We start from the raw sequence: 18,371 nt of genomic DNA, 5'->3' as shown, positions 1-18,371 counted from the left end.
GCGGCGCTCGGTAACAACCAATCCAAGGAGGCCAATGTGCTGAAGCGGTATATCCTTATTGCGGTGATGGGGCTGATGACAGCCCCCGCCGCGCTTATGGCGCAGGACAACGATCAGACGCTGGCGGACATTCGCCAGCAGCTGACCGTGCTCAATGTCGAGGTGCAAAAGCTGCGCCGGGAACTGTCCACCACCGGCGGTGGGTCGGTCGATACCGGGGGCTCTTCGGTGCTCGAACGGGTCAGCACGATGGAAAGCGAATTGCAGCGCCTGACCTCTAAGACCGAGGAAATGGAAAACCGGATCAACCGCGTGGTGACCGATGGCACCAATCGGATCGGTGATCTGGAGTACCGTCTGGTCGAGCTTGAGGGCGGCGATCTGGGCGCGCTTGGCGAGACCTCGACCCTTGGCGGAGGTGAAAAACCTGCCGTTGTGGCCCCGGGGACGGACGCCGACCGTGAGGTTGTTGAGACCACACCTGGCAGCGGTGGGGAAAACGCCAACGGCATCGTCACCCCCATCAACGAAGCAGAGCTGGCGGTCAGCGAGAAGGCCGATTTTGAGCGGGCGCGGGAGGCGCTCGCAAACGGTGACTTTCGCAGCGCCGCCGACCTCTTTGCGACCTTCAATCAGACCTATCCAGGCGGTCCACTAGCCGCCGAGGCTGAACTACGTCGCGGCGAAGCACTGACCGGATTGGGTGACAACCGCGAAGCCGCCCGCGCCTATCTCGCAGCCTTCAGCACTGATCCCGAAGGCCCCGTGGCCCCGCAGTCGCTGTTCGAACTGGGCCGGTCGCTCGGCACTTTGGAGCAAACACAAGAAGCCTGTGTGACCCTTTCCGAAGTCGCCGTGCGTTTCCCCAACGCATCGCAGGTCAGCCAAGCTGAAGCACAGCGCCAGACGCTGGGTTGCTCCTAACCAACGATGGACCCGCGCGCCGCTTCGGCTGATGCAGAATTGGCCGAAGCGCTGCGTGCGGGGCTTAGCGACGCGCTGCCGCCCCGCTTGGGTATCGCCGTTTCAGGGGGCGGCGATTCTTTGGCCTTGCTGTATCTGCTGCACGGGGTTTGCGCAGCGGCGGGTACATATCTCGCATCTGTGACAGTTGACCACGGTCTGCGACCTGAAGCTGCTGCGGAAGCTGATCTCGTCGCACGCCATGCCGCGGAGCTTGGCATTCCTCATGAAACGCTAAAATGGCGCGGTTGGGGCGGGCAGGGCAATTTACAAAACGCTGCCCGCGAGGCGCGCTATACCCTGATGGCCGAATGGGCTGCGCGGGGAAACCTGCCTGTCGTGGCACTCGGCCACACGGCAGATGATCAGGCCGAGACGGTTCTGATGCGGTTGGCGCGGCGCGCAGGCGTCGACGGGCTCTCGGCTATGGCGCCACAGAGCACGCGGCACGGTGTCACATGGCTGCGCCCGCTGCTGGCGGTGCGGCGGGAAGCTCTGCGCGACTATCTGCGGCGCCGGGCGCTTGACTGGGTCGAAGACCCCAGCAACGATGATCTCCAATATACACGCATCCAGACCCGCCAAGCCCTTGCCGCGTTCGAGCCGCTCGGCATTGATGCCGATGCACTAGCCGACGTGGCGCGCAATATGGCGGTTGCCCGCGAGGCGCTGGAAGAGCAGACCGACTGTACTGCGCGCAGAATCCTGCGCCTTGATGCGGGGGCGGTGGTGTTGGATGCTGACGCTTTCCACTCACAGCCCGAAGAAATCCGCCGCCGTTTGATGGTCCGCGCATTAGGATGGATCACCGGCAACCCATATCCGCCTCGGCGTGCGCCAGTGGCTGCATTGATCGCAGGCCTCGCTCAGGGGCAAGCAGGCACATTAGACGGCTGTCAGACACTCTTGCGACGCGGCGAAATCTGGGTGTTTCGGGAGTATAACGCTGTCCGGGACCGCGTCGCCCCCGCCGATCATCTGTGGGACGGGCGCTGGCGCGCCGTACCGCCGGATACCTTCCCAGACGGGGCCGAATTACGCGCTCTTGGGCCGGACGGGCTGCTGCAATGTCCCGACTGGCGGGAGACGGGTCGCCCTCGCGCCATGCTACTTTCCACCCCAGCGATCTGGCAGGGCGAAAACCTGCTTGCAGCGCCCCTTGCCGGGATGGGCCAGAAATGGCATGTGCAGCTTGAACGTGGTGCTGGATGGATCAACTCCGCACCATTATCGCATTGAACATGAGCGCATCATGTCTATCTTAGTGTGGTGGTTGCCCGGACGGGCGCCCCTTGGGTCGCGGGACTTGCCTGCGGCCATGTGAATTTAGGAGAATTCCCTTGGGAAATGTTCGTAACCTCGCCTTCTGGGTTGTCCTGATGTTGCTGGTTTTGGCGCTGTTCAATCTTTTCAGCGGGTCCAGTGGGTCGCTGCAAAACAACGAAGTCAGCTATTCCGAGTTTGTTACCTCCGTTCAGGATGGCGATGTTCGGAACGTGACGCTCGATGGCGAGCAGGTCCGGTTCCGGTCGGCGGATGGGTCTGACTATCTTACGATCAAGCCCGAGGATGCGGAACTGACGCAACTGCTCATCAGCAATGACATTCCGGTCAAGGCGCGGCCGCAGGAGCAGTCCGGCTTCCAGACATTCTTGATGTCGCTGCTGCCCATCGCGCTGCTGATCGGTGTCTGGATCTACTTCATGAACCGGATGCAGGGCGGCGGCAAAGGCGGCGCCATGGGCTTTGGCAAATCCAAGGCCAAGATGCTGACCGAAAAGCAAGGCCGCGTGACCTTTGACGATGTCGCGGGCATTGATGAGGCCAAGGAAGAGCTTGAGGAAATCGTTGAATTCCTGCGCAACCCGCAGAAATTTTCGCGCTTGGGCGGCAAGATCCCCAAAGGCGCGCTGCTTGTGGGCCCTCCGGGTACAGGTAAAACGCTGCTGGCGCGGGCCATTGCGGGTGAGGCGGGTGTGCCTTTCTTCACGATCTCCGGCTCCGACTTTGTCGAGATGTTCGTCGGTGTAGGTGCATCCCGTGTCCGTGACATGTTCGAGCAGGCCAAGAAAAACGCGCCCTGCATCGTCTTTATCGATGAGATCGACGCCGTGGGCCGCCATCGTGGCGCTGGTTACGGCGGCGGCAATGACGAGCGTGAGCAGACCTTGAACCAGCTTCTGGTCGAGATGGACGGTTTTGAGTCCAACGAAGGTGTCATCATCCTCGCCGCGACCAACCGCCGTGACGTGCTCGACCCCGCGCTGTTGCGTCCGGGCCGCTTTGACCGTCAGGTCACCGTGCCGAACCCCGACATCAAAGGCCGCGAGAAGATCCTCTCGGTTCACGCCCGTAAGACCCCGTTGGGGCCAGATGTTGACCTGCGCATCATCGCACGCGGCACGCCGGGCTTCTCGGGTGCTGATCTCGCGAACCTCGTCAACGAGGCCGCCCTCATGGCCGCCCGGGTGGGTCGTCGCTTTGTCACCATGGTCGATTTCGAACAGGCCAAGGACAAGGTCATGATGGGGCCGGAGCGCCGCTCGATGGTAATGACCGCCGAGCAGAAAGAGATGACCGCCTATCACGAGGCTGGCCACGCGCTGGTTGGCATGACCCTGCCGAAATGTGATCCGGTCTACAAAGCCACGATCATCCCGCGCGGTGGTGCGCTTGGTATGGTGATGAGCCTGCCTGAGATCGACCGCCTCAATATGTTCAAGGACGAATGCCACCAGCGTCTGGCCATGGCCATGGCCGGTAAGGCGGCGGAAATCCACAAATATGGACCGGATTCGGTGTCCAACGGCCCGGCGGGCGACATCCAGCAGGCTTCAGCGCTGGCCCGTGCGATGGTGCTGCAATGGGGCATGTCGGACAAGGTTGGCAATATCGACTATTCCGAAGCCGCACAGGGCTATCAGGGCAACACGGGTGGGTTCTCGGTCTCGGCCAACACCAAGGAATTGGTGGAAAAAGAGGTCCAGAAGTTCATTCAGGACGGCTATGACCACGCGCTGAAAATCATCACCGAGAAAGAGATCGAATTCGAGCGTCTGGCCCAGGGCCTGCTTGAATATGAAACCCTGACTGGTGATGAGATCAAACGCGTCATGGACGGACTTCCGCCTGCCGAAGACCCGGATGATGACAACTCCGACGCGGGCAGCGCACCCAGCGTTACCGCGATCCCCAAGGCGAAGGGCAAGAAAACCCCGCCGAAGGATGGCGGCATGGAGCCTGAACCTTCGGTCTAATGACCACCCGATACAGAATTTGAACGGCCCCGCTTCGGCGGGGCTTTTCTTTTTCCGGGCCACCTGTGCAAATATCGCGACCTGCTCAGAGGAATACCCAATGTCCGCCTTTCGCACGACAGATTACATCGCCCGGATCACCTGGCTGGGGGCTGTCCCGCAGAACCGGGAGAACATTCGCTCGGCACCGCTGGAAAAAGCCTTCGCAAGCTATGCAGGCTTTGACGACGACTTCCATGCCGGACTGACCCGTCCCGCCTGCGTGCGGGTACGCAACCTGCATCCGAAAGGTACTGAGATCCGCAACGCTCGACAGCTATCGATCCTGTCCGCCGAAGAGATGGCGCAGATCGGCGAAGCGATTGACCTGCCGTCGCTTGATCCAACCCTGCTTGGCGCTTCAATCATCCTCGAAGGCATCCCCGACTTTACCTTCGTCCCGCCCGCCTCGCGCCTCCAGAGCGCAAATGGCACGACACTGGTGGTGGATGTCGAAAACGGCCCCTGCAACCTCCCCGCCCGCGAGATCGAGAACGAGACGCCGGGCCATGGCAAAGGCTTTCGGGCCGCCGCCCTTGGCAAACGCGGCGTGACGGCTTGGGTCGAGCGGGAAGGGCCGCTCGCAATCGGCGACGAGTTGCGGCTTTTCGTGCCCGATCAACCGGTCTGGCCGCATCTCGATTGACCCCGCGCCGCTTCGCGCTCTTTGAATGTCGGAAATACGGCCTCCAATCCCTGCGTTAAGCCTGTATTGCTAGACCATAAAGATCGCCACCAACGGCAACAGGGGACTCTCATGGCATTTAAGACCGACATTCAAATCGCGCGCGAAGCCGCCAAACGACCAATCCAAGAAATTGGTGAGAAGCTGGGCATCTCCAGCGATGACCTGCTGCCCTATGGCCATGACAAGGCGAAGGTCAGCCAAAGCTTCATCGACTCTGTGCAAGACCGCCCCGACGGCAAGCTGATCCTCGTCACCGCGATCAACCCCACCCCCGCGGGCGAGGGCAAGACGACCACCACCGTCGGTCTTGGCGATGGGCTGAACCGCATTGGCAAAAAGGCCGCGGTTTGTATTCGCGAAGCTTCGTTAGGGCCGAACTTTGGCATGAAGGGCGGTGCTGCGGGTGGCGGCTATGCGCAGATCGTGCCGATGGAAGAGATGAACCTTCATTTCACTGGCGATTTTCACGCGATCACCTCGGCCCACAACCTGCTGGCGGCGATGATCGACAACCATATTTACTGGGGCAACGAGCTTGAGATCGACACCCGCCGCGTTGTCTGGCGCCGGGTGGTCGATATGAACGACCGCGCCTTGCGCCAGATCACGGCGAGCCTCGGCGGTGTGCCAAACGGTTTCCCGCGCGAGAGCGGGTTCGACATCACAGTTGCTTCCGAAGTCATGGCGATCCTCTGTCTCGCCAAAAACCTAACCGATCTGCAAGAACGCCTTGGCGCGATGATCGTCGCTTACCGCCGTGACCGTAGCCCCGTCTATGCCCGCGACATCAAGGCCGACGGCGCAATGACCGTGCTGCTGAAGGACGCAATGCAACCCAACCTCGTTCAGACGCTTGAGAACAATCCCGCTTTCGTGCACGGCGGCCCCTTTGCCAATATCGCCCACGGCTGCAACTCGGTCATCGCCACCACAACCGCGCTGAAGCTCGCGGATTATGTGGTGACAGAAGCGGGCTTCGGTGCCGATCTGGGTGCCGAGAAGTTCATGAACATCAAATGCCGCAAGGCGGGGCTCGCGCCTTCGGTCGTAGTCGTAGTCGCCACAGTTCGCGCGATGAAGATGAACGGCGGCGTCGCCAAGGCCGATCTGGGGGCGGAGAACGTCGAGGCTGTCCAAAAAGGCTGCGCCAACCTTGGCCGCCATATCGAGAACGTCAAATCCTTCGGCGTGCCCGTGGTCGTGGCGATCAACCACTTCGTCACCGACACGGACGCCGAGGTGCAGACGGTCAAGGATTATGTCGCCGCCCAAGGCGCCGAAGCGATCCTGTCGCGGCACTGGGAATTGGGCTCCGAAGGCTCTGCTGATCTCGCCACACGGGTGGCGGAGATCGCCGATGGCGACAGCGCCAATTTCGCACCGCTCTACGCCGATGAGATGCCGCTCTTTCAGAAAATCGAAACCATCGCCAAGCTCATCTACCGCGCCGACGAAGTGCTGGCCGATCAAAAGGTGCGCAACCAGCTCAAGGACTGGGAAGAACAAGGCTATGGCGATCTACCGGTCTGTATGGCCAAGACGCAATACAGCTTCTCAACCGATCCGGACCTGCGCGGCGCGCCTACCGGCTTTGGCGTGCCAATCCGCGAAGTGCGCCTTTCCGCTGGCGCGGGCTTCGTCGTGGTGATCTGCGGCGAGATCATGACCATGCCCGGCCTGCCGCGTGTGCCTTCTGCGGAGGCAATCAAGCTCAATGCCGATGGGGATGTCGAAGGCTTGTTCTAACAAGGCTTGCAATGCCCCCCGTCCATAGCGAAGAAGGGCGGGGGCCACCCCGGCATGTGCAGCGAAAGGGACCGATATGGCAGCGACAATCATCGACGGAAAGGCCTTTGCGGCCGAGGTGCGTGAAAAGGTGGCAGGCCATGTTGCCCGGCTGAAGTCGGATCACGGCATTACGCCCGGGCTTGCCGTGGTGCTGGTGGGCGAAGACCCTGCCAGTCAGGTCTATGTCCGCTCCAAGGGCAAGATGACCCGCGAAGTCGGCATGCATTCGGTCGAACACAAGCTGCCCGCCAATGTCGCGCAGGATGCCGTGCTCGAACTGATCGACACATTAAACAACGACCCCGAAATCCACGGTATTCTGGTCCAACTGCCACTGCCCGAACATATGGACGAAAAGCGCGTCGTGAACGCCGTCTCTCCGGCCAAAGATGTGGACGGCTTCCACATCTCTAACGTCGGTCTGCTCGGCACCGGCCAGAAAAGCATGGTGCCCTGCACGCCGCTTGGCTGTCTGATGATGCTGCGCGACCACCATGGCGATCTGTCAGGAATGGACGCGGTGGTGATCGGACGCTCCAACATCGTCGGCAAGCCGATGGCGCAGTTGCTGCTCGGCGATAGCTGTACCGTTACAATGGCCCACAGCCGCACCCGCGATCTGCCAGACGTCGTGCGCCGTGCCGACATCGTCGTGGCTGCGGTGGGCCGTCCTGAGATGGTGCCGGGCGACTGGATCAAAGAGGGCGCCACCGTAATCGACGTAGGTATCAACCGCATCGAAGTGGGTGAGAAAACCAAACTGGTCGGGGATGTTCACTTCGACAGCACCAAGGACCACGCTGGCGCAATCACGCCCGTGCCGGGCGGTGTTGGCCCCATGACCATCGCCTGTCTGCTGGCAAATACGGTCACAGCCTGTTGCCGCGCCAACGATCTGGAAGAGCCCGAAGGGCTAACGGCCTAAGCCGCCGACACAGGCACGATGGTGCCCTGCAGGATGGCGATCAGTTTGGTGTCGCCCTCCGCTTCCGCATGTACCTCCGCCGTCACGACACAGAGCCGCCGTCCGGGTTTCACGACCCGGCCGGTCGCGATCAAACGGTTGCCACGGGCGGGCGCCAGAAGGTTGATCTTGATCTCGGATGTGACGACATCCACATCCGGCGGCATCATGGTCAGCGCCGCATAACCCGCTGCGGAATCGCCGATGGAGAATGTCAGCCCCGCATGGCCGAACCCTTGCTGCTGTAACGCCAGCGGCGAAACGGGCGCCACAATCCGGACCAGACCATCAGCGACCTCGGCAACTTCGGCGCCAAGCGTCTGCATCATCGTCTGCGCGGCAAAGCTCTCGCGAATACGTTTTTCGATATCACCCATCACCCGGCCTTCCTCGGCATGGGGATAGCCACCGGCTGCGGCCCCGTCAAAATCGCGCAGGCGTCGGCCCGCATAAGGTTACAGAGGGTCTCAGACCGGCTGCGCAGGCCGCCCGTATAGGTGCCATAGGCTGGCAGGATGAGCCGATCACTGTCAAATAGGAAAGCAGGTCGCGAAAGACTGCGGCCTCGGGCGCTGACCGAGGCCTTCGGATGGTAATGTCCCGACACCTCGCCCCGCTGTCTCGGTTCCGCGATATGGCGGAAGGTCAGCGGCCCCAGACGCAGCTCACCCAAATGCGCGCCGCCCAGCCCCACGGGGCCCGGATCGTGGTTGCCCTCAATCCAATCCCACCGGCGGCCGGCTTGCAAGCGGAGGATCCAAAGCCTCTCCTCATCCGGCAGCGCCTGTGCGGCCCCTAGATCGTCAAAGCTGTCCCCAAGGCAAACGACATGCCGTGGCTCGGTCGCTGCGAGATCGGCGGCGAGCCGGTTCAGCGTGTCGCGTGTCTCATATGGCGGCAGCGCGGCACCGCCGCGTCGGGCGATCCGCTCGGACTTGCCCAAGTGCAAATCGCTCACGCATAGCAAGCCATGTTCACGCCACCAAAGGGCGCCAGAGCCGAGCGCAGTCAACGCCGCGCCAGCCAAATTGAAGTCCAATCCGTTCATCCTTTGTTCATCTGCAATCGCAGCTGATTTGGCAAGGGGCCATCCGCAGCGTCATGCAGGTGGACAGGGCAGCGCAGCGGTATTTAAGAAAGGATGAAAGGTAGAAAGCGCGCCCCGCGACCGGATTGCTGCCCCACACGAGACGCGCCTTCATCCTTTGCGGTCATCGGCTCCGCAGCCTGTACCGCGTAGATAGGATGTGCCCGGTTGGTTAAGAAAAACTTAATCCCCTTCATCCTTTTTCAAATACCGCTGCGCAACGGGGGCTCCACGCGCGCGACCAGTGATCAACCGCCGTCGCGGCGACGGGGTATGTTGGAGGGTGGGGGCGTCAGTTGCGCAAGGCCCGAGGCCTCCATGAGGCGCGCGGCCTCTTCGGCGAGCATCCGTTCCTGTGCCGCGCCTTCGACGGGTACCCGCCCCATTTCCAGAAATAGCGGCGCGGCGAGGGGGCTAACGCGGGGCAGGCGGCGGTGTACGATGCGGCCAGCGATGCGGGTGAGCATTTCTTCGATCCGCCCAAAGTCCACCAGCCCGCGCAGCGCTTCTTCGCGGGTGATGTCCATCATCAGATGATCCGGCTCGTAGCGCAGGAGCGTGTCGTAAAGGATGTCACTGGAGAAGGTCGCCTGCCGCCCGGACTTGCGCGCTTGCGGGGTATTGCGTTCGATAAGGCCCGCGATGGTCGCGGCGGCGCGGAAGGTGCGTTTCATCACCGCGTTGCCCGCGAGCCAGCTGTCCAGGCCGTCGTGCAATGCGGTTGGGTCGAGCAGCGGGGCCGGGTCGTCGACGGCATCCAATCCCCAGATCAGCGTCGCGTAGTCCGTCGCGACGAAGCCGAGGGGGCGGAGGCCCATGTCTTCCATACGTTTGGTCAGCAGCAGGCCCAGCGTTTGTTGCCCGTTCCGCCCCGCGAAGCCGTAGAAGACGGTCTGTTCGGCGTCGTCATGGGGAAAGCTCTCGATGAGCAGTTCTCCCGGTTGCGGCAGTTGGCTAACCTCGCGTTGCAGGGCCAGCCATTCGGCGGTGTGGGGGGGCAGTTCGGGCCAGCTGTCTTGGGTGAACATTTGCTGCACGCGGGCGGAAAGCTGGGTGGAGGTGGCGAATTTGGTGCCGCCGAAGGTGGCCACTTTGGGCTTTTTCGCGGCGTTGCGGCTGACTTCGACGGTGGTTTCGCGCAGGCCCTCGTAGCGCACGATTTGGCCGCCGATCAGGAAGGTGTCGCCCTTGGTCAGGGTCGCGGCAAAGCCTTCTTCTATTTCGCCCAAGGGTTTGCCGCCGCGGTTGCGCTTCATGCGGACTTTGAGTTTGTCGGTGTCTTGAATGGTGCCGATGTTCATTCGAATGCGCTGTGCGCTGCGCGGGTCGCGCAGTTGCCACATCCCGTCGGGCCGTTGCAGCAAGCGTTGCCAGCGGTCATAGGCGCGCAGGGCGTAGCCGCCGGTGGCGCAGAAATCGAGGCAAGCGTCGAAGGCCGCGCGGGAGAGGGCGGCGTAGGCGCCGGCGGAGCGGATTTGCGCGAAGAGATCGTCTGCATCGAAGGGGCCCGCACAGGCGGTAATGAGGATATGTTGGCAGAGCACGTCACGCGGGCCGGGGCCGCGGGGATCACCGTCAAGCGCGCCTTCTAGGACGGCTTCTAGGGCGGCGAAGCATTCGACCACTTCGAAACGGTTGGCGGGGACCAGCAGCGCCTTGGAGGGCGCGTTGTAGCGGTGGTTGGCGCGGCCGATGCGTTGCACGAGGCGTTTGACGTTTTTCGGCGCACCGATCTGGATGATCAGGTCGACATCGCCCCAGTCGATCCCGAGGTCCAGTGTGCCGGTGCAGACGATGGCGCGCAGGTCGCCGCGTACCATGGCGGCTTCCACATTCTCGCGCTGCGCGCGGTCGAGACTGCCGTGGTGGATGGCAATGGGCAGGGCGTCTTCGTTGGCGAGCCAGAGGTTGTGGAAGAAGATCTCGGCCTGTGCGCGGGTATTGTGAAAGATCAGCGTAGTCTTGTGTTGGCGTACCTGTTCGAGCACCGCTGGGATCGCATAGGCCGCGCCGCCACCGGCCCAGGGCGGGGCTTCTTCGGTGCGCAGCATCTGGATGTCGGGGGCGGGGCCGGGGTCGGCCAGCAGCACTTCGCAGGGGTCGGGGTGACGCGCCATCAGGTGGGCGATGGCGGCGGGGTCTTCGACAGTGGCCGAAAGACCGACACGTTTAAGATCGGGGCAGAGCGCTTGCAAGCGGGTCAGCGCCAGCATCAACTGGTCGCCGCGCTTGCTTTCGGCGAGCGCGTGGATCTCGTCGATCACCACGCGTTTGAGGCCGCGAAAGGTGCGGGCGGCGTCGTCGTAGGACGTCAGCAGCGCGAGGCTCTCGGGCGTGGTGAGCAGGATATGTGGCGGGTCGGCGCGTTGGCGGCGGCGGCGAGATTGCGAGGTATCGCCGGTGCGGTCTTCGATGCGGATGGGCAGGCCCATTTCGGTCACCGGGCGGGTGAGGTTGCGCTTGATGTCGGCGGCCAATGCCTTGAGCGGCGAAATGTAGAGCGTGTGCATTCCCTCATGCGGTTCTACGGCTAGATCGACGAGGGTGGGCAGGAAACCTGCAAGGGTCTTGCCGCCACCGGTCGGGGCGATGAGCAGCAAAGCGGGCGCGTCAGCACGGTCCAGCATGTCTTGTTGGTGTGGGTGCAGGGACCAGCCGTTTTGGGCGAACCAATCGGCGAATTTTGGGGGGAGGGCGCGCATGCAGGGCAATGTAGCGTCAGGGGCTTTAGCGGCCAGCCCCAAAACGGCGCAAGAGCCTACTTTACGATGACCTCGTCTTTGACGAACATATTGGCCCAAGCGCGGTCGACCAGTTCGGGGCTCATCTGATAGGGGATGCCTTCAAATTCGCAGATCGAGATCATCTGGTCGATCAGGAAGATCGGTTGATAGTTCGCGTAGACGTTGTCGATGGTCGGGTATTTGACCTTAAGCAGATGCACCAAGGTTGCTTCGTCCAGCGGCATGCCACGCTTCTTGGCGACCATGGCGAAGATTTTGAGGAAGTTCTGCTGGTTCGGGCCGTCGATCTTGATCTTGAAGAAGATCCGGCGCAGGGCGGCTTGGTCGAAAATCTCATTCGGGTGGAAGTTGGTGGAGAAGATCACCAGCGTGTCGAAGGGCACTTCGAATTTCTCGCCCGATTGCAGGGCGAGGATGTCTTTGCTTTCTTCCAGCGGGACGATCCAGCGGTTGATGATGCTCTGCGGTGGTTCCTGCTGGCGGCCAAGATCGTCGACGATGAAGATGCCACCGGTGGCCTTGAGCTGTAGCGGCGCCTGATAGGTCCGTGCGGTAGGGTTATAGACCAGATCGAGCATGTCGAGCGTCAACTCACCGCCGGTAATGACAGTTGGGCGCTCGCAGCAGACATAGCGGCTGTCAAAACGGGTGACGCGGCGCAGGGAAGTGGGGTCTTGGACCTCGTCTTCGGCGGCGGAGTGCACGATGGGATCATAGACGGTGATCACCTGACCCGCGTATTCGATAGCGCGGGGGACATAGACCTTGTCACCAAGTGCGTCGCGGATGCCGTTGGAAATGCTCGACTTCCCGTTGCCCGGCGGGCCGTACATCAGGATTGAGCGGCCGGCAGATACGGCGGGGCCGAGGTGGTCAAGCAGGCTGTCGGGCAGCACAAGATGGCCCATCGCGCCAGTAAGTTGGGCGCGGGTGATCTGCAGGTTGCGGACCGACTGGCGTTTGACCTGTTCGCGGTAGACTGCCAGCGGCACCGGCATGGGGCCGAAGTATTCCGACTGCGCCAAGGCATCGAGTGCCCGTGCCTTGCCCGCATCCGTCAGCTGGTAGCCCATTTCGTTGCCGTTGTTGGCATTGAGTGTGCCTGTCGCCTCGATCAGACGCTGGCTGCGGGCTTGATCGACCATTTCCTGTGTGACCTGCACCGGCAGACAAAGCGCCTTTGCCAAATCGCTGACCATTTCGACGTTCTTGCGGAAGATCGTTTTCAACAGAATGTCGCGCATCATCACGATGGGCAGTTGCATGTCTTCCAACCGTTTGGGCGGCGGGGGGGCAAGAACGGTGCTGGTCGGGGCGTTCATGGGTGGGTTCCTTGCAAGACGGGCGGGGGCTTATGGCTCAGTCCGTAGGCGTAAGCGCTGAATATGGCGTGAATGAGGTAACGGGATGGGCCTGTCGGGGCAGGTGGCAGCGCGGCTTATTTGCCATAGAACACCCCCAGGATCAGATAGAGCGCCAGCGTTGTCCCAAGCGCGAGCCCCATTGGGAACTTCTTGCTTTCTTGCCAGCTTTGCCAATCCGGCGCGAGGCGGCGCAGCGGCGTGTATTTCACCGCACGGTGGGTGGCGGCGGCGGCAAGTAGGGTGGCCATAAAGAGTGCCATCAGCAGCCGCAAATCACCAAGCGCGATATAAGGGGAGGCGGCGGCGGCGAATTTCGCGTCTCCGGCCCCCATCGCGCCCACGGCGTTGAGCACAATGCCCACAGCCAGCACGATGATCAGGTTCATCAAGCGCCAGAGGTAGCTCTCAAAGGGCAGTGCGATCAGCCCAAGGATCAAAAAGAACACGCCCAGCAGCACCACCGCCTGATTGGTAATGCGCATCTGTTTCATGTCGGTGAAGGCGACATAGAGACAGATCGGCAGCACGAAGGGCAGGAACCACAGGGCCGCTGCGGCGGAAATCGCCATGGGTCAGCCAGCTTCCAACGCACGCAGGGAGCGCACGGCGGCCTCGAAATGCTGCGGATGGGTGTCAATCGCTTCGCGCAGCAGACCTTTGCCCGTCGCCACATCGCCGCGTTTGATCGCCGAAAGCGCCATCGTGTGCAGCAGTTGCGCCCGTTCGGATTGCTCCATCGGCATCACCGGCAGCGTGTAGTCACGCTGTGCCGCGCGGGCCATGACGAGGTTGTTCTTGGCGGTGAACAATGTGTTGTCCTGACGGATCGCCTCGGCAAACAGCCGTTCAGCCTCGGGGTAATCGCCACGGGTGAGTTTGGAATAGCCCCAGTTGTTCATCACAGCGGCGGGCGTCGTCGTCAGGCCCACAGCGATTTCGTAAAAGCTGTCCGCGCGTTTCCACTGTTCTTTGCTGTCGGCCACCATGGCCTCCAACCGATAGCGGGCGAATGTCTCATGCGTCGGCGGAATGCTGTTCAGCACTGTCTCAGCCCGAGCCCAATCGCCGGAGCGGATCAAGGCGTCGGCCAGTTGCACACTATCCTCGGGCGTGGCCTCTTCCATCTTGGTGACCTTGTCCCAAGCAGTGACGGCTTCGGTGCTGCGCTTGGCGCGGACCAGAGATGACGCCAAGCCACGCTGGTGGTCGATGCGATCGGGGCTTTCCTTGGCGGAGCGGGCGAAATAGCTCACTGCCTCGTTCGGGTCGGCCACCGTCAGCATAACATCTGAAAGGTTGGTTTCGTCCACCACGTTGACGTCCTTAAAGGCGCGTTCAACGGCGGCGTTTGCGTCTTTTTCACCGCAGCCTGCAACAGCGGTGACGCCTGCGATGCAGGCGGCCAGAAGAATTGGATGGCGCATTTTGCGTCCCTTTTACTGCTCTGCCTCAGTCATGGTGTCGGACGGATCAGGTAGTCCCCGCTGCCGCGCCGCACCAATTTGTAATTATCTTCATTGACTTCTGTCATAACAGAATTTTCGGTTTTTGCGAGTGCCAAGCGCAGATTGTCCCGGATTGCGTCACTTTCGCCATTATCGAGGGCATAGGCTTTGCGGAAGATCTGCTCGGCTTCCGCGGTCTGGCCGCTTTCCATGAGGACAACGCCAAGGTTGTTCCAGACTTCCGGCTCCGTCTCATCCTCTTTGACTGCGCGGCGGAGCAGGGTCTCGGCCTGTCCCAAACGCCCGAGCCCGAGGTTCGCACTGCCGAGAGCCGAGAGGATCTCGCCGTTCAGCCCGTGGACCAAGGCGGCACGGTTGAAGGACTTGATGGCCAGCTCATATTGACCGGCGGCCATCAGGCGGTGGCCCACTTCGATGCCATCCACGGCTTCTGCCTTTTGGTCGACACCAGGCGCATAGACGCCTTCTGGCGTATCTCCCCTACCAAAGGCGGAAAAGCCGCCCGGTGAACAGGCGGCCAATAGAAGGGCCGATAGGGGCCCGAAGAGGACGGCGCGACCTTTGCCGCGCCGAAAGATATCATTCATGAAGGTCACATTTTACCAAGCTCAGCGATGCCGTGCGCCGAAGGGCCAATCAGAATGATGAGCAGGGGCGGCACGGTAAGACCCATTGTGGCAAGGGTCATCTTAGTTGGCAACTTGTTTGCCGCTTCCTCGGCACGCATCACGCGTTTGTCGCGCATCTCTTCTGCATAGACACGCAGCGCGTCGGCGATCGACGTACCGAAGGCAGCGGACTGGATCAGCACGGTGACGAAAGACGATACATCTTGTACGCCGCAGCGCTCGCCCATGTCACTAAGCACCGAAATCTTGTCTTTACCGGCCTTCATCTCATAGGCGACGATTTCGAACTCTTCGCTTAAAGCGCGGTAGGAAGCGCGCAGTTCACGGGCGACACGCACGATACATTGGTCAAGCGATTGGCCGGCTTCGACACAAACCAGCATCATGTCCAGCGCATCGGGAAAGCCCTGGGTAATCTCCTCTTTGCGCGCATCCACACGGCGCCGCACCCAATATTTTGGCAGGTAGTAGCCAAGCGCACCGGGGCCAATTGTGTACATCATGGTCTTTTGCGTAGACATGCCTTCGCCGCCACCCAAGAAGTTGATGTAAACCAATCCGCCCACCAAACCGATGATGCCAAGCGCGAACTGTGCAAAGTAGTACAGCCGCACCGCATCGCGGGAGTGATACCCCGCCTGTCGTAGCATCAACTGCTTGGCGGAAAGCTCGGCCACGTCCTCGGGTTCGAGGAACTTGGCAAACTTCTGGAGCTGAGCGTTCTGGTCGCTCTGGCGCAACTGCTGGCGGCTGTCACCTCCCACAGGAGCGCTGCTGGCGCGTTTCAGTTTAGCCAAGGGATCTTCGGGCTGGCGCAGCATCATGATGAGCGTCAGCGCCACGAGGGCAACGCCCAGCACACCGATGATGATTACCAGACCCAGAGGCCCCAGCATATCGCTTACGCGGCTGTTAATTTGGTTGAGAAATTCCATTTCCGGCCCCTCAGACTTTGATGTTTGTCAAAATGCGCATCACGATAAGGTTCAGCGCCAGAAAGATGCCCACGGCAAAACAGGCCGGGATGAAAAGGGCGTGATCGCGGACTTCGTCATAGTAATGCGGATCGCCCAGATTGATCACCACAAGCGCAATCAGCGGGAAGGCTGAGAGAAACTTACCGGACCATTTCGCTTCCGCCGTGATCGCCTTCACGCGGCGGAAGAGGCGGAAGCGGGCGCGGATGACTTTGGCGAGACCCGCGAGGATTTCGGCCAGGTTGCCGCCCGATTGCTGCTGGATGGTCACGGCCACGGCGAGGAACCGCAAATCTTGCATATCCAGTCGCTCGGCCATGTCCTTGAGCGCCTCACCCACGTCACGGCCATAGGCGGATTCGTCGGCGATGACGCCAAACTCGGAGGCCAGCGGGTCTTGGATTTCTTTGGACACGATAGAGATCGCGTTAGAGAACGGGTGCCCTACACGCAGGCTGCGCACCATGAGTTCAACCGCGTCGGGCAGCTGCTCTTCGATCATCCCCATGCGTTTGCCCGCTTTATGCGAGACCCAGAAAAACACCCCGCCGACGCCCATGCCTATGGCCAGCAACATCCGCACCGGAGCGCTTGTCTCTGTGCCAATCGTCAGGCCGAGGAAGGCCAGGACCGATAGCCCGGCCATGATCATCAGCAGTTGTTTGGGGGTAAAGGCAATTGCCGCCTTTTGCGCCTTATCGGAAAGCAGAGAATAAAGCGGGATCGACCGCGCCTTCATATGCTGCTGCATTTCCTTGCGCAGCTTATCGAGCACCTCTTCGCGGCGCGCGCCTTTTTCCAACATCTCAAGGCGGCGGTTCACCCGGCTGTTGAGGCTGATAGATTTGCCAAAAGCGACAAGGTACAGGCCTTCGACCAGCACCAGCACGCCGATGAAAATCAGACCATAAATGATAGGTTCGGCACTCATGGGATTATTCCTTACTGGGCCGCGATGGGTTCATAGATGGAGGACGGCAGGTCATAGCCCCACATCCGGAAGCGCTCTGCATAGTGGCTGCGCACGCCGGTGGCGGTGAAATGGCCGATGATCTTGTTGTCCGGCGTCAGGCCCACGCGCTGGTAGCGGAAGATTTCCTGCATCGAGATGACTTCGCCTTCCATGCCGGTGATCTCGGTGATCGAGGTCATGCGGCGCGAGCCGTCCTGCAGGCGCGAGGCCTGCACGATCAGGTTCACAGCGGAGGAGATTTGCGAGCGCACAGCCTTGAGCGGCATTTCGATGCCCGCCATGGCGATCATATTCTCCAGACGCGACACGCCATCGCGGGCCGAGTTCGCGTGGATCGTGGTCATCGAGCCGTCGTGGCCGGTGTTCATGGCCTGCAACATGTCGATGACTTCCTCGCCGCGGGTCTCGCCCACGATGATCCGGTCCGGGCGCATCCGCAGGGCGTTTTTCAGACAGTCGCGGGGGGAAACCTCGCCTTTGCCCTCAACGTTGGGCGGGCGGCTTTCCATCCGGCCCACATGGGTCTGCTGAAGCTGAAGTTCGGCGGTGTCTTCGATGGTGAGGATGCGCTCGGCATTGTCGATGAAGGACGACAGGGCGTTGAGCGTGGTCGTCTTGCCCGAGCCGGTACCGCCTGAAACGATGATGTTTAGACGCGTGGCCACAGCGGCTTGCAGGTAAGCGGCCATTTCCTCGGTAAAGGCGCCGAAGTTCACCAGATCGTCGATGCCCAGCTTGTCTTTCTTGAACTTACGAATGGAGACCAGCGAGCCGTCCACGGCCACGGGCGGCACCATGGCGTTGAAACGCGAGCCGTCTTTCAGGCGGGCGTCGACGTATGGGTTGCTTTCGTCGACCCGGCGGCCCACGGCGGAAACGATCTTGTCGATGATCCGCAAGAGGTGCTTTTCGTCTTTAAAGGTAACGTCGGTCAGTTCCAGCTTGCCCGAACGTTCGACAAAGATCTGCTGCGGGCCGTTGACCAGAATATCGTTGACGCTTTCATCCTTCAGCAGCGTCTCCAGCGGGCCGAGGCCGGTGACCTCGTCATACAGCTCGGAGTTCAGCGTCATCCGGTCTTCGCGGTTCAGAACGATGCTTTTCTCAGACAGGATCTCGACCGCGATGTCGTTGATCTCCTGACGCAAGTCTGCCTCTGACGCATGTTCCAGAGCCGCCAGATTGAGGTTGTCCAAAAGCGCGCGGTGCAGTTCCAGTTTGATGTCGCTCATCCGCTGCTTGCGCTTAACCTCGCGGTCCTCTGGCGCGGCTGCGGCGGGCTTGAGCGCGCGGCGCATGGAGGCGGGCTTGATCGGCTCGATCGGCGCCGCAGCAGGCGCGGCGGCGGCAATCGGCGTGACCTTGGCCGCAGCGGGGGCCGCCTTTGGCGCGGACGAAGCAGGTTTCTTGTACTTGGAAAACATCGTTACGC

The 18,371-nt window shown here is 61.5% G+C and carries 16 protein-coding genes; 6 read left to right on the top strand and 10 right to left on the bottom strand.

What is annotated here, in order from left to right; genetic code table 11:
* Positions 1-66 precede the first annotated feature (66 nt).
* The 6 genes from ybgF (at position 67) to folD (ending at position 7,660) form a co-directional block, all read left to right on the top strand.
* Positions 67-924: a tol-pal system protein YbgF gene (ybgF, locus tag BLS57_RS05840; RefSeq protein WP_093740364.1), complete on the top strand. Its 858-nt coding sequence runs from the start codon at positions 67-69 to the stop codon at positions 922-924.
* Between the two features lie 6 nt (positions 925-930).
* Positions 931-2,202 (top strand): tRNA lysidine(34) synthetase TilS, encoded by a 1,272-nt coding sequence (gene tilS, locus BLS57_RS05835; protein WP_093740083.1) that lies wholly within the window; start codon positions 931-933, stop codon positions 2,200-2,202.
* 101 nt (positions 2,203-2,303) lie between these two features.
* Positions 2,304-4,220, top strand: a complete 1,917-nt coding sequence (ftsH, locus tag BLS57_RS05830; protein WP_093740081.1) for an ATP-dependent zinc metalloprotease FtsH — start codon at positions 2,304-2,306, stop codon at positions 4,218-4,220.
* A gap of 100 nt (positions 4,221-4,320) precedes the next feature.
* A complete protein-coding gene (locus tag BLS57_RS05825) occupies positions 4,321-4,905 on the top strand; it encodes an MOSC domain-containing protein (RefSeq protein WP_093740079.1) in 585 nt (194 codons plus the stop codon).
* Between the two features lie 111 nt (positions 4,906-5,016).
* Positions 5,017-6,693, top strand: coding sequence for a formate--tetrahydrofolate ligase (locus BLS57_RS05820; protein WP_093740077.1), 1,677 nt, complete (start codon positions 5,017-5,019; stop codon positions 6,691-6,693).
* 76 nt (positions 6,694-6,769) lie between these two features.
* Complete coding sequence (folD, locus tag BLS57_RS05815) at positions 6,770-7,660, top strand: bifunctional methylenetetrahydrofolate dehydrogenase/methenyltetrahydrofolate cyclohydrolase FolD (RefSeq protein WP_093740075.1); 891 nt, start codon at positions 6,770-6,772, stop codon at positions 7,658-7,660.
* Here the strand turns inward: folD and BLS57_RS05810 are convergent.
* The 10 genes from BLS57_RS05810 to BLS57_RS05765 form a co-directional block, all read right to left on the bottom strand.
* Positions 7,657-8,076, bottom strand: a complete 420-nt coding sequence (locus tag BLS57_RS05810) for a PaaI family thioesterase (RefSeq protein WP_093740073.1) — start codon at positions 8,074-8,076, stop codon at positions 7,657-7,659. The two genes, folD and BLS57_RS05810, sit on opposite strands and share 4 nt — an antisense overlap.
* Positions 8,076-8,747 (bottom strand): ligase-associated DNA damage response endonuclease PdeM, encoded by a 672-nt coding sequence (pdeM, locus tag BLS57_RS05805; protein ID WP_093740071.1) that lies wholly within the window; start codon positions 8,745-8,747, stop codon positions 8,076-8,078. Before pdeM ends, BLS57_RS05810 begins: the two co-directional genes overlap by 1 nt.
* A gap of 287 nt (positions 8,748-9,034) precedes the next feature.
* Positions 9,035-11,488 carry a ligase-associated DNA damage response DEXH box helicase gene (locus tag BLS57_RS05800; protein WP_093740069.1) on the bottom strand — a complete coding sequence of 818 codons (2,454 nt, stop codon included), beginning with the start codon at positions 11,486-11,488 and terminating at the stop codon, positions 9,035-9,037.
* 56 nt (positions 11,489-11,544) lie between these two features.
* Complete coding sequence (locus BLS57_RS05795) at positions 11,545-12,852, bottom strand: ATPase (protein WP_093740067.1); 1,308 nt, start codon at positions 12,850-12,852, stop codon at positions 11,545-11,547.
* A gap of 116 nt (positions 12,853-12,968) precedes the next feature.
* Positions 12,969-13,463 (bottom strand): prepilin peptidase, encoded by a 495-nt coding sequence (locus BLS57_RS05790; protein ID WP_093740065.1) that lies wholly within the window; start codon positions 13,461-13,463, stop codon positions 12,969-12,971.
* A gap of 3 nt (positions 13,464-13,466) precedes the next feature.
* Entirely contained in the window at positions 13,467-14,318 is an 852-nt protein-coding gene (locus BLS57_RS05785) for a tetratricopeptide repeat protein (RefSeq protein WP_093740063.1), read from the bottom strand.
* Between the two features lie 29 nt (positions 14,319-14,347).
* Positions 14,348-14,947: a tetratricopeptide repeat protein gene (locus BLS57_RS05780; RefSeq protein WP_093740061.1), complete on the bottom strand. Its 600-nt coding sequence runs from the start codon at positions 14,945-14,947 to the stop codon at positions 14,348-14,350.
* 5 nt (positions 14,948-14,952) lie between these two features.
* A complete protein-coding gene (locus BLS57_RS05775; protein ID WP_167356377.1) occupies positions 14,953-15,924 on the bottom strand; it encodes a type II secretion system F family protein in 972 nt (323 codons plus the stop codon).
* Between the two features lie 10 nt (positions 15,925-15,934).
* On the bottom strand, positions 15,935-16,897 hold the full coding sequence (locus BLS57_RS05770) for a type II secretion system F family protein (RefSeq protein ID WP_093740059.1): 963 nt from the start codon (positions 16,895-16,897) through the stop codon (positions 15,935-15,937).
* Between the two features lie 11 nt (positions 16,898-16,908).
* Positions 16,909-18,363 (bottom strand): TadA family conjugal transfer-associated ATPase, encoded by a 1,455-nt coding sequence (locus BLS57_RS05765; RefSeq protein ID WP_093740057.1) that lies wholly within the window; start codon positions 18,361-18,363, stop codon positions 16,909-16,911.
* Between the last annotated feature and the right edge of the window lie 8 nt (positions 18,364-18,371).

The organism is Sulfitobacter delicatus (genome assembly GCF_900102535.1).
Taxonomy (GTDB): domain Bacteria; phylum Pseudomonadota; class Alphaproteobacteria; order Rhodobacterales; family Rhodobacteraceae; genus Sulfitobacter; species Sulfitobacter delicatus.
The sequence above is the reverse complement of the archived record's forward strand: the minus strand, read 5'-3'. Positions and strand labels throughout refer to the sequence as shown.

Coding starts and splice junctions, on each gene's coding strand:
- ybgF (WP_093740364.1), top strand. CDS start 67: ATGGGGCTGATGACAGCCCCCGCCGCGCTTATGGCGCAGGACAACGAT.
- tilS (WP_093740083.1), top strand. CDS start 931: ATGGACCCGCGCGCCGCTTCGGCTGATGCAGAATTGGCCGAAGCGCTG.
- BLS57_RS05825 (WP_093740079.1), top strand. CDS start 4,321: ATGTCCGCCTTTCGCACGACAGATTACATCGCCCGGATCACCTGGCTG.
- BLS57_RS05820 (WP_093740077.1), top strand. CDS start 5,017: ATGGCATTTAAGACCGACATTCAAATCGCGCGCGAAGCCGCCAAACGA.
- folD (WP_093740075.1), top strand. CDS start 6,770: ATGGCAGCGACAATCATCGACGGAAAGGCCTTTGCGGCCGAGGTGCGT.
- BLS57_RS05810 (WP_093740073.1), bottom strand. CDS start 8,076: ATGGGTGATATCGAAAAACGTATTCGCGAGAGCTTTGCCGCGCAGACG.
- pdeM (WP_093740071.1), bottom strand. CDS start 8,747: ATGAACGGATTGGACTTCAATTTGGCTGGCGCGGCGTTGACTGCGCTC.
- BLS57_RS05800 (WP_093740069.1), bottom strand. CDS start 11,488: ATGCGCGCCCTCCCCCCAAAATTCGCCGATTGGTTCGCCCAAAACGGC.
- BLS57_RS05795 (WP_093740067.1), bottom strand. CDS start 12,852: ATGAACGCCCCGACCAGCACCGTTCTTGCCCCCCCGCCGCCCAAACGG.
- BLS57_RS05790 (WP_093740065.1), bottom strand. CDS start 13,463: ATGGCGATTTCCGCCGCAGCGGCCCTGTGGTTCCTGCCCTTCGTGCTG.
- BLS57_RS05785 (WP_093740063.1), bottom strand. CDS start 14,318: ATGCGCCATCCAATTCTTCTGGCCGCCTGCATCGCAGGCGTCACCGCT.
- BLS57_RS05780 (WP_093740061.1), bottom strand. CDS start 14,947: ATGAATGATATCTTTCGGCGCGGCAAAGGTCGCGCCGTCCTCTTCGGG.
- BLS57_RS05775 (WP_167356377.1), bottom strand. CDS start 15,924: ATGGAATTTCTCAACCAAATTAACAGCCGCGTAAGCGATATGCTGGGG.
- BLS57_RS05770 (WP_093740059.1), bottom strand. CDS start 16,897: ATGAGTGCCGAACCTATCATTTATGGTCTGATTTTCATCGGCGTGCTG.
- BLS57_RS05765 (WP_093740057.1), bottom strand. CDS start 18,363: ATGTTTTCCAAGTACAAGAAACCTGCTTCGTCCGCGCCAAAGGCGGCC.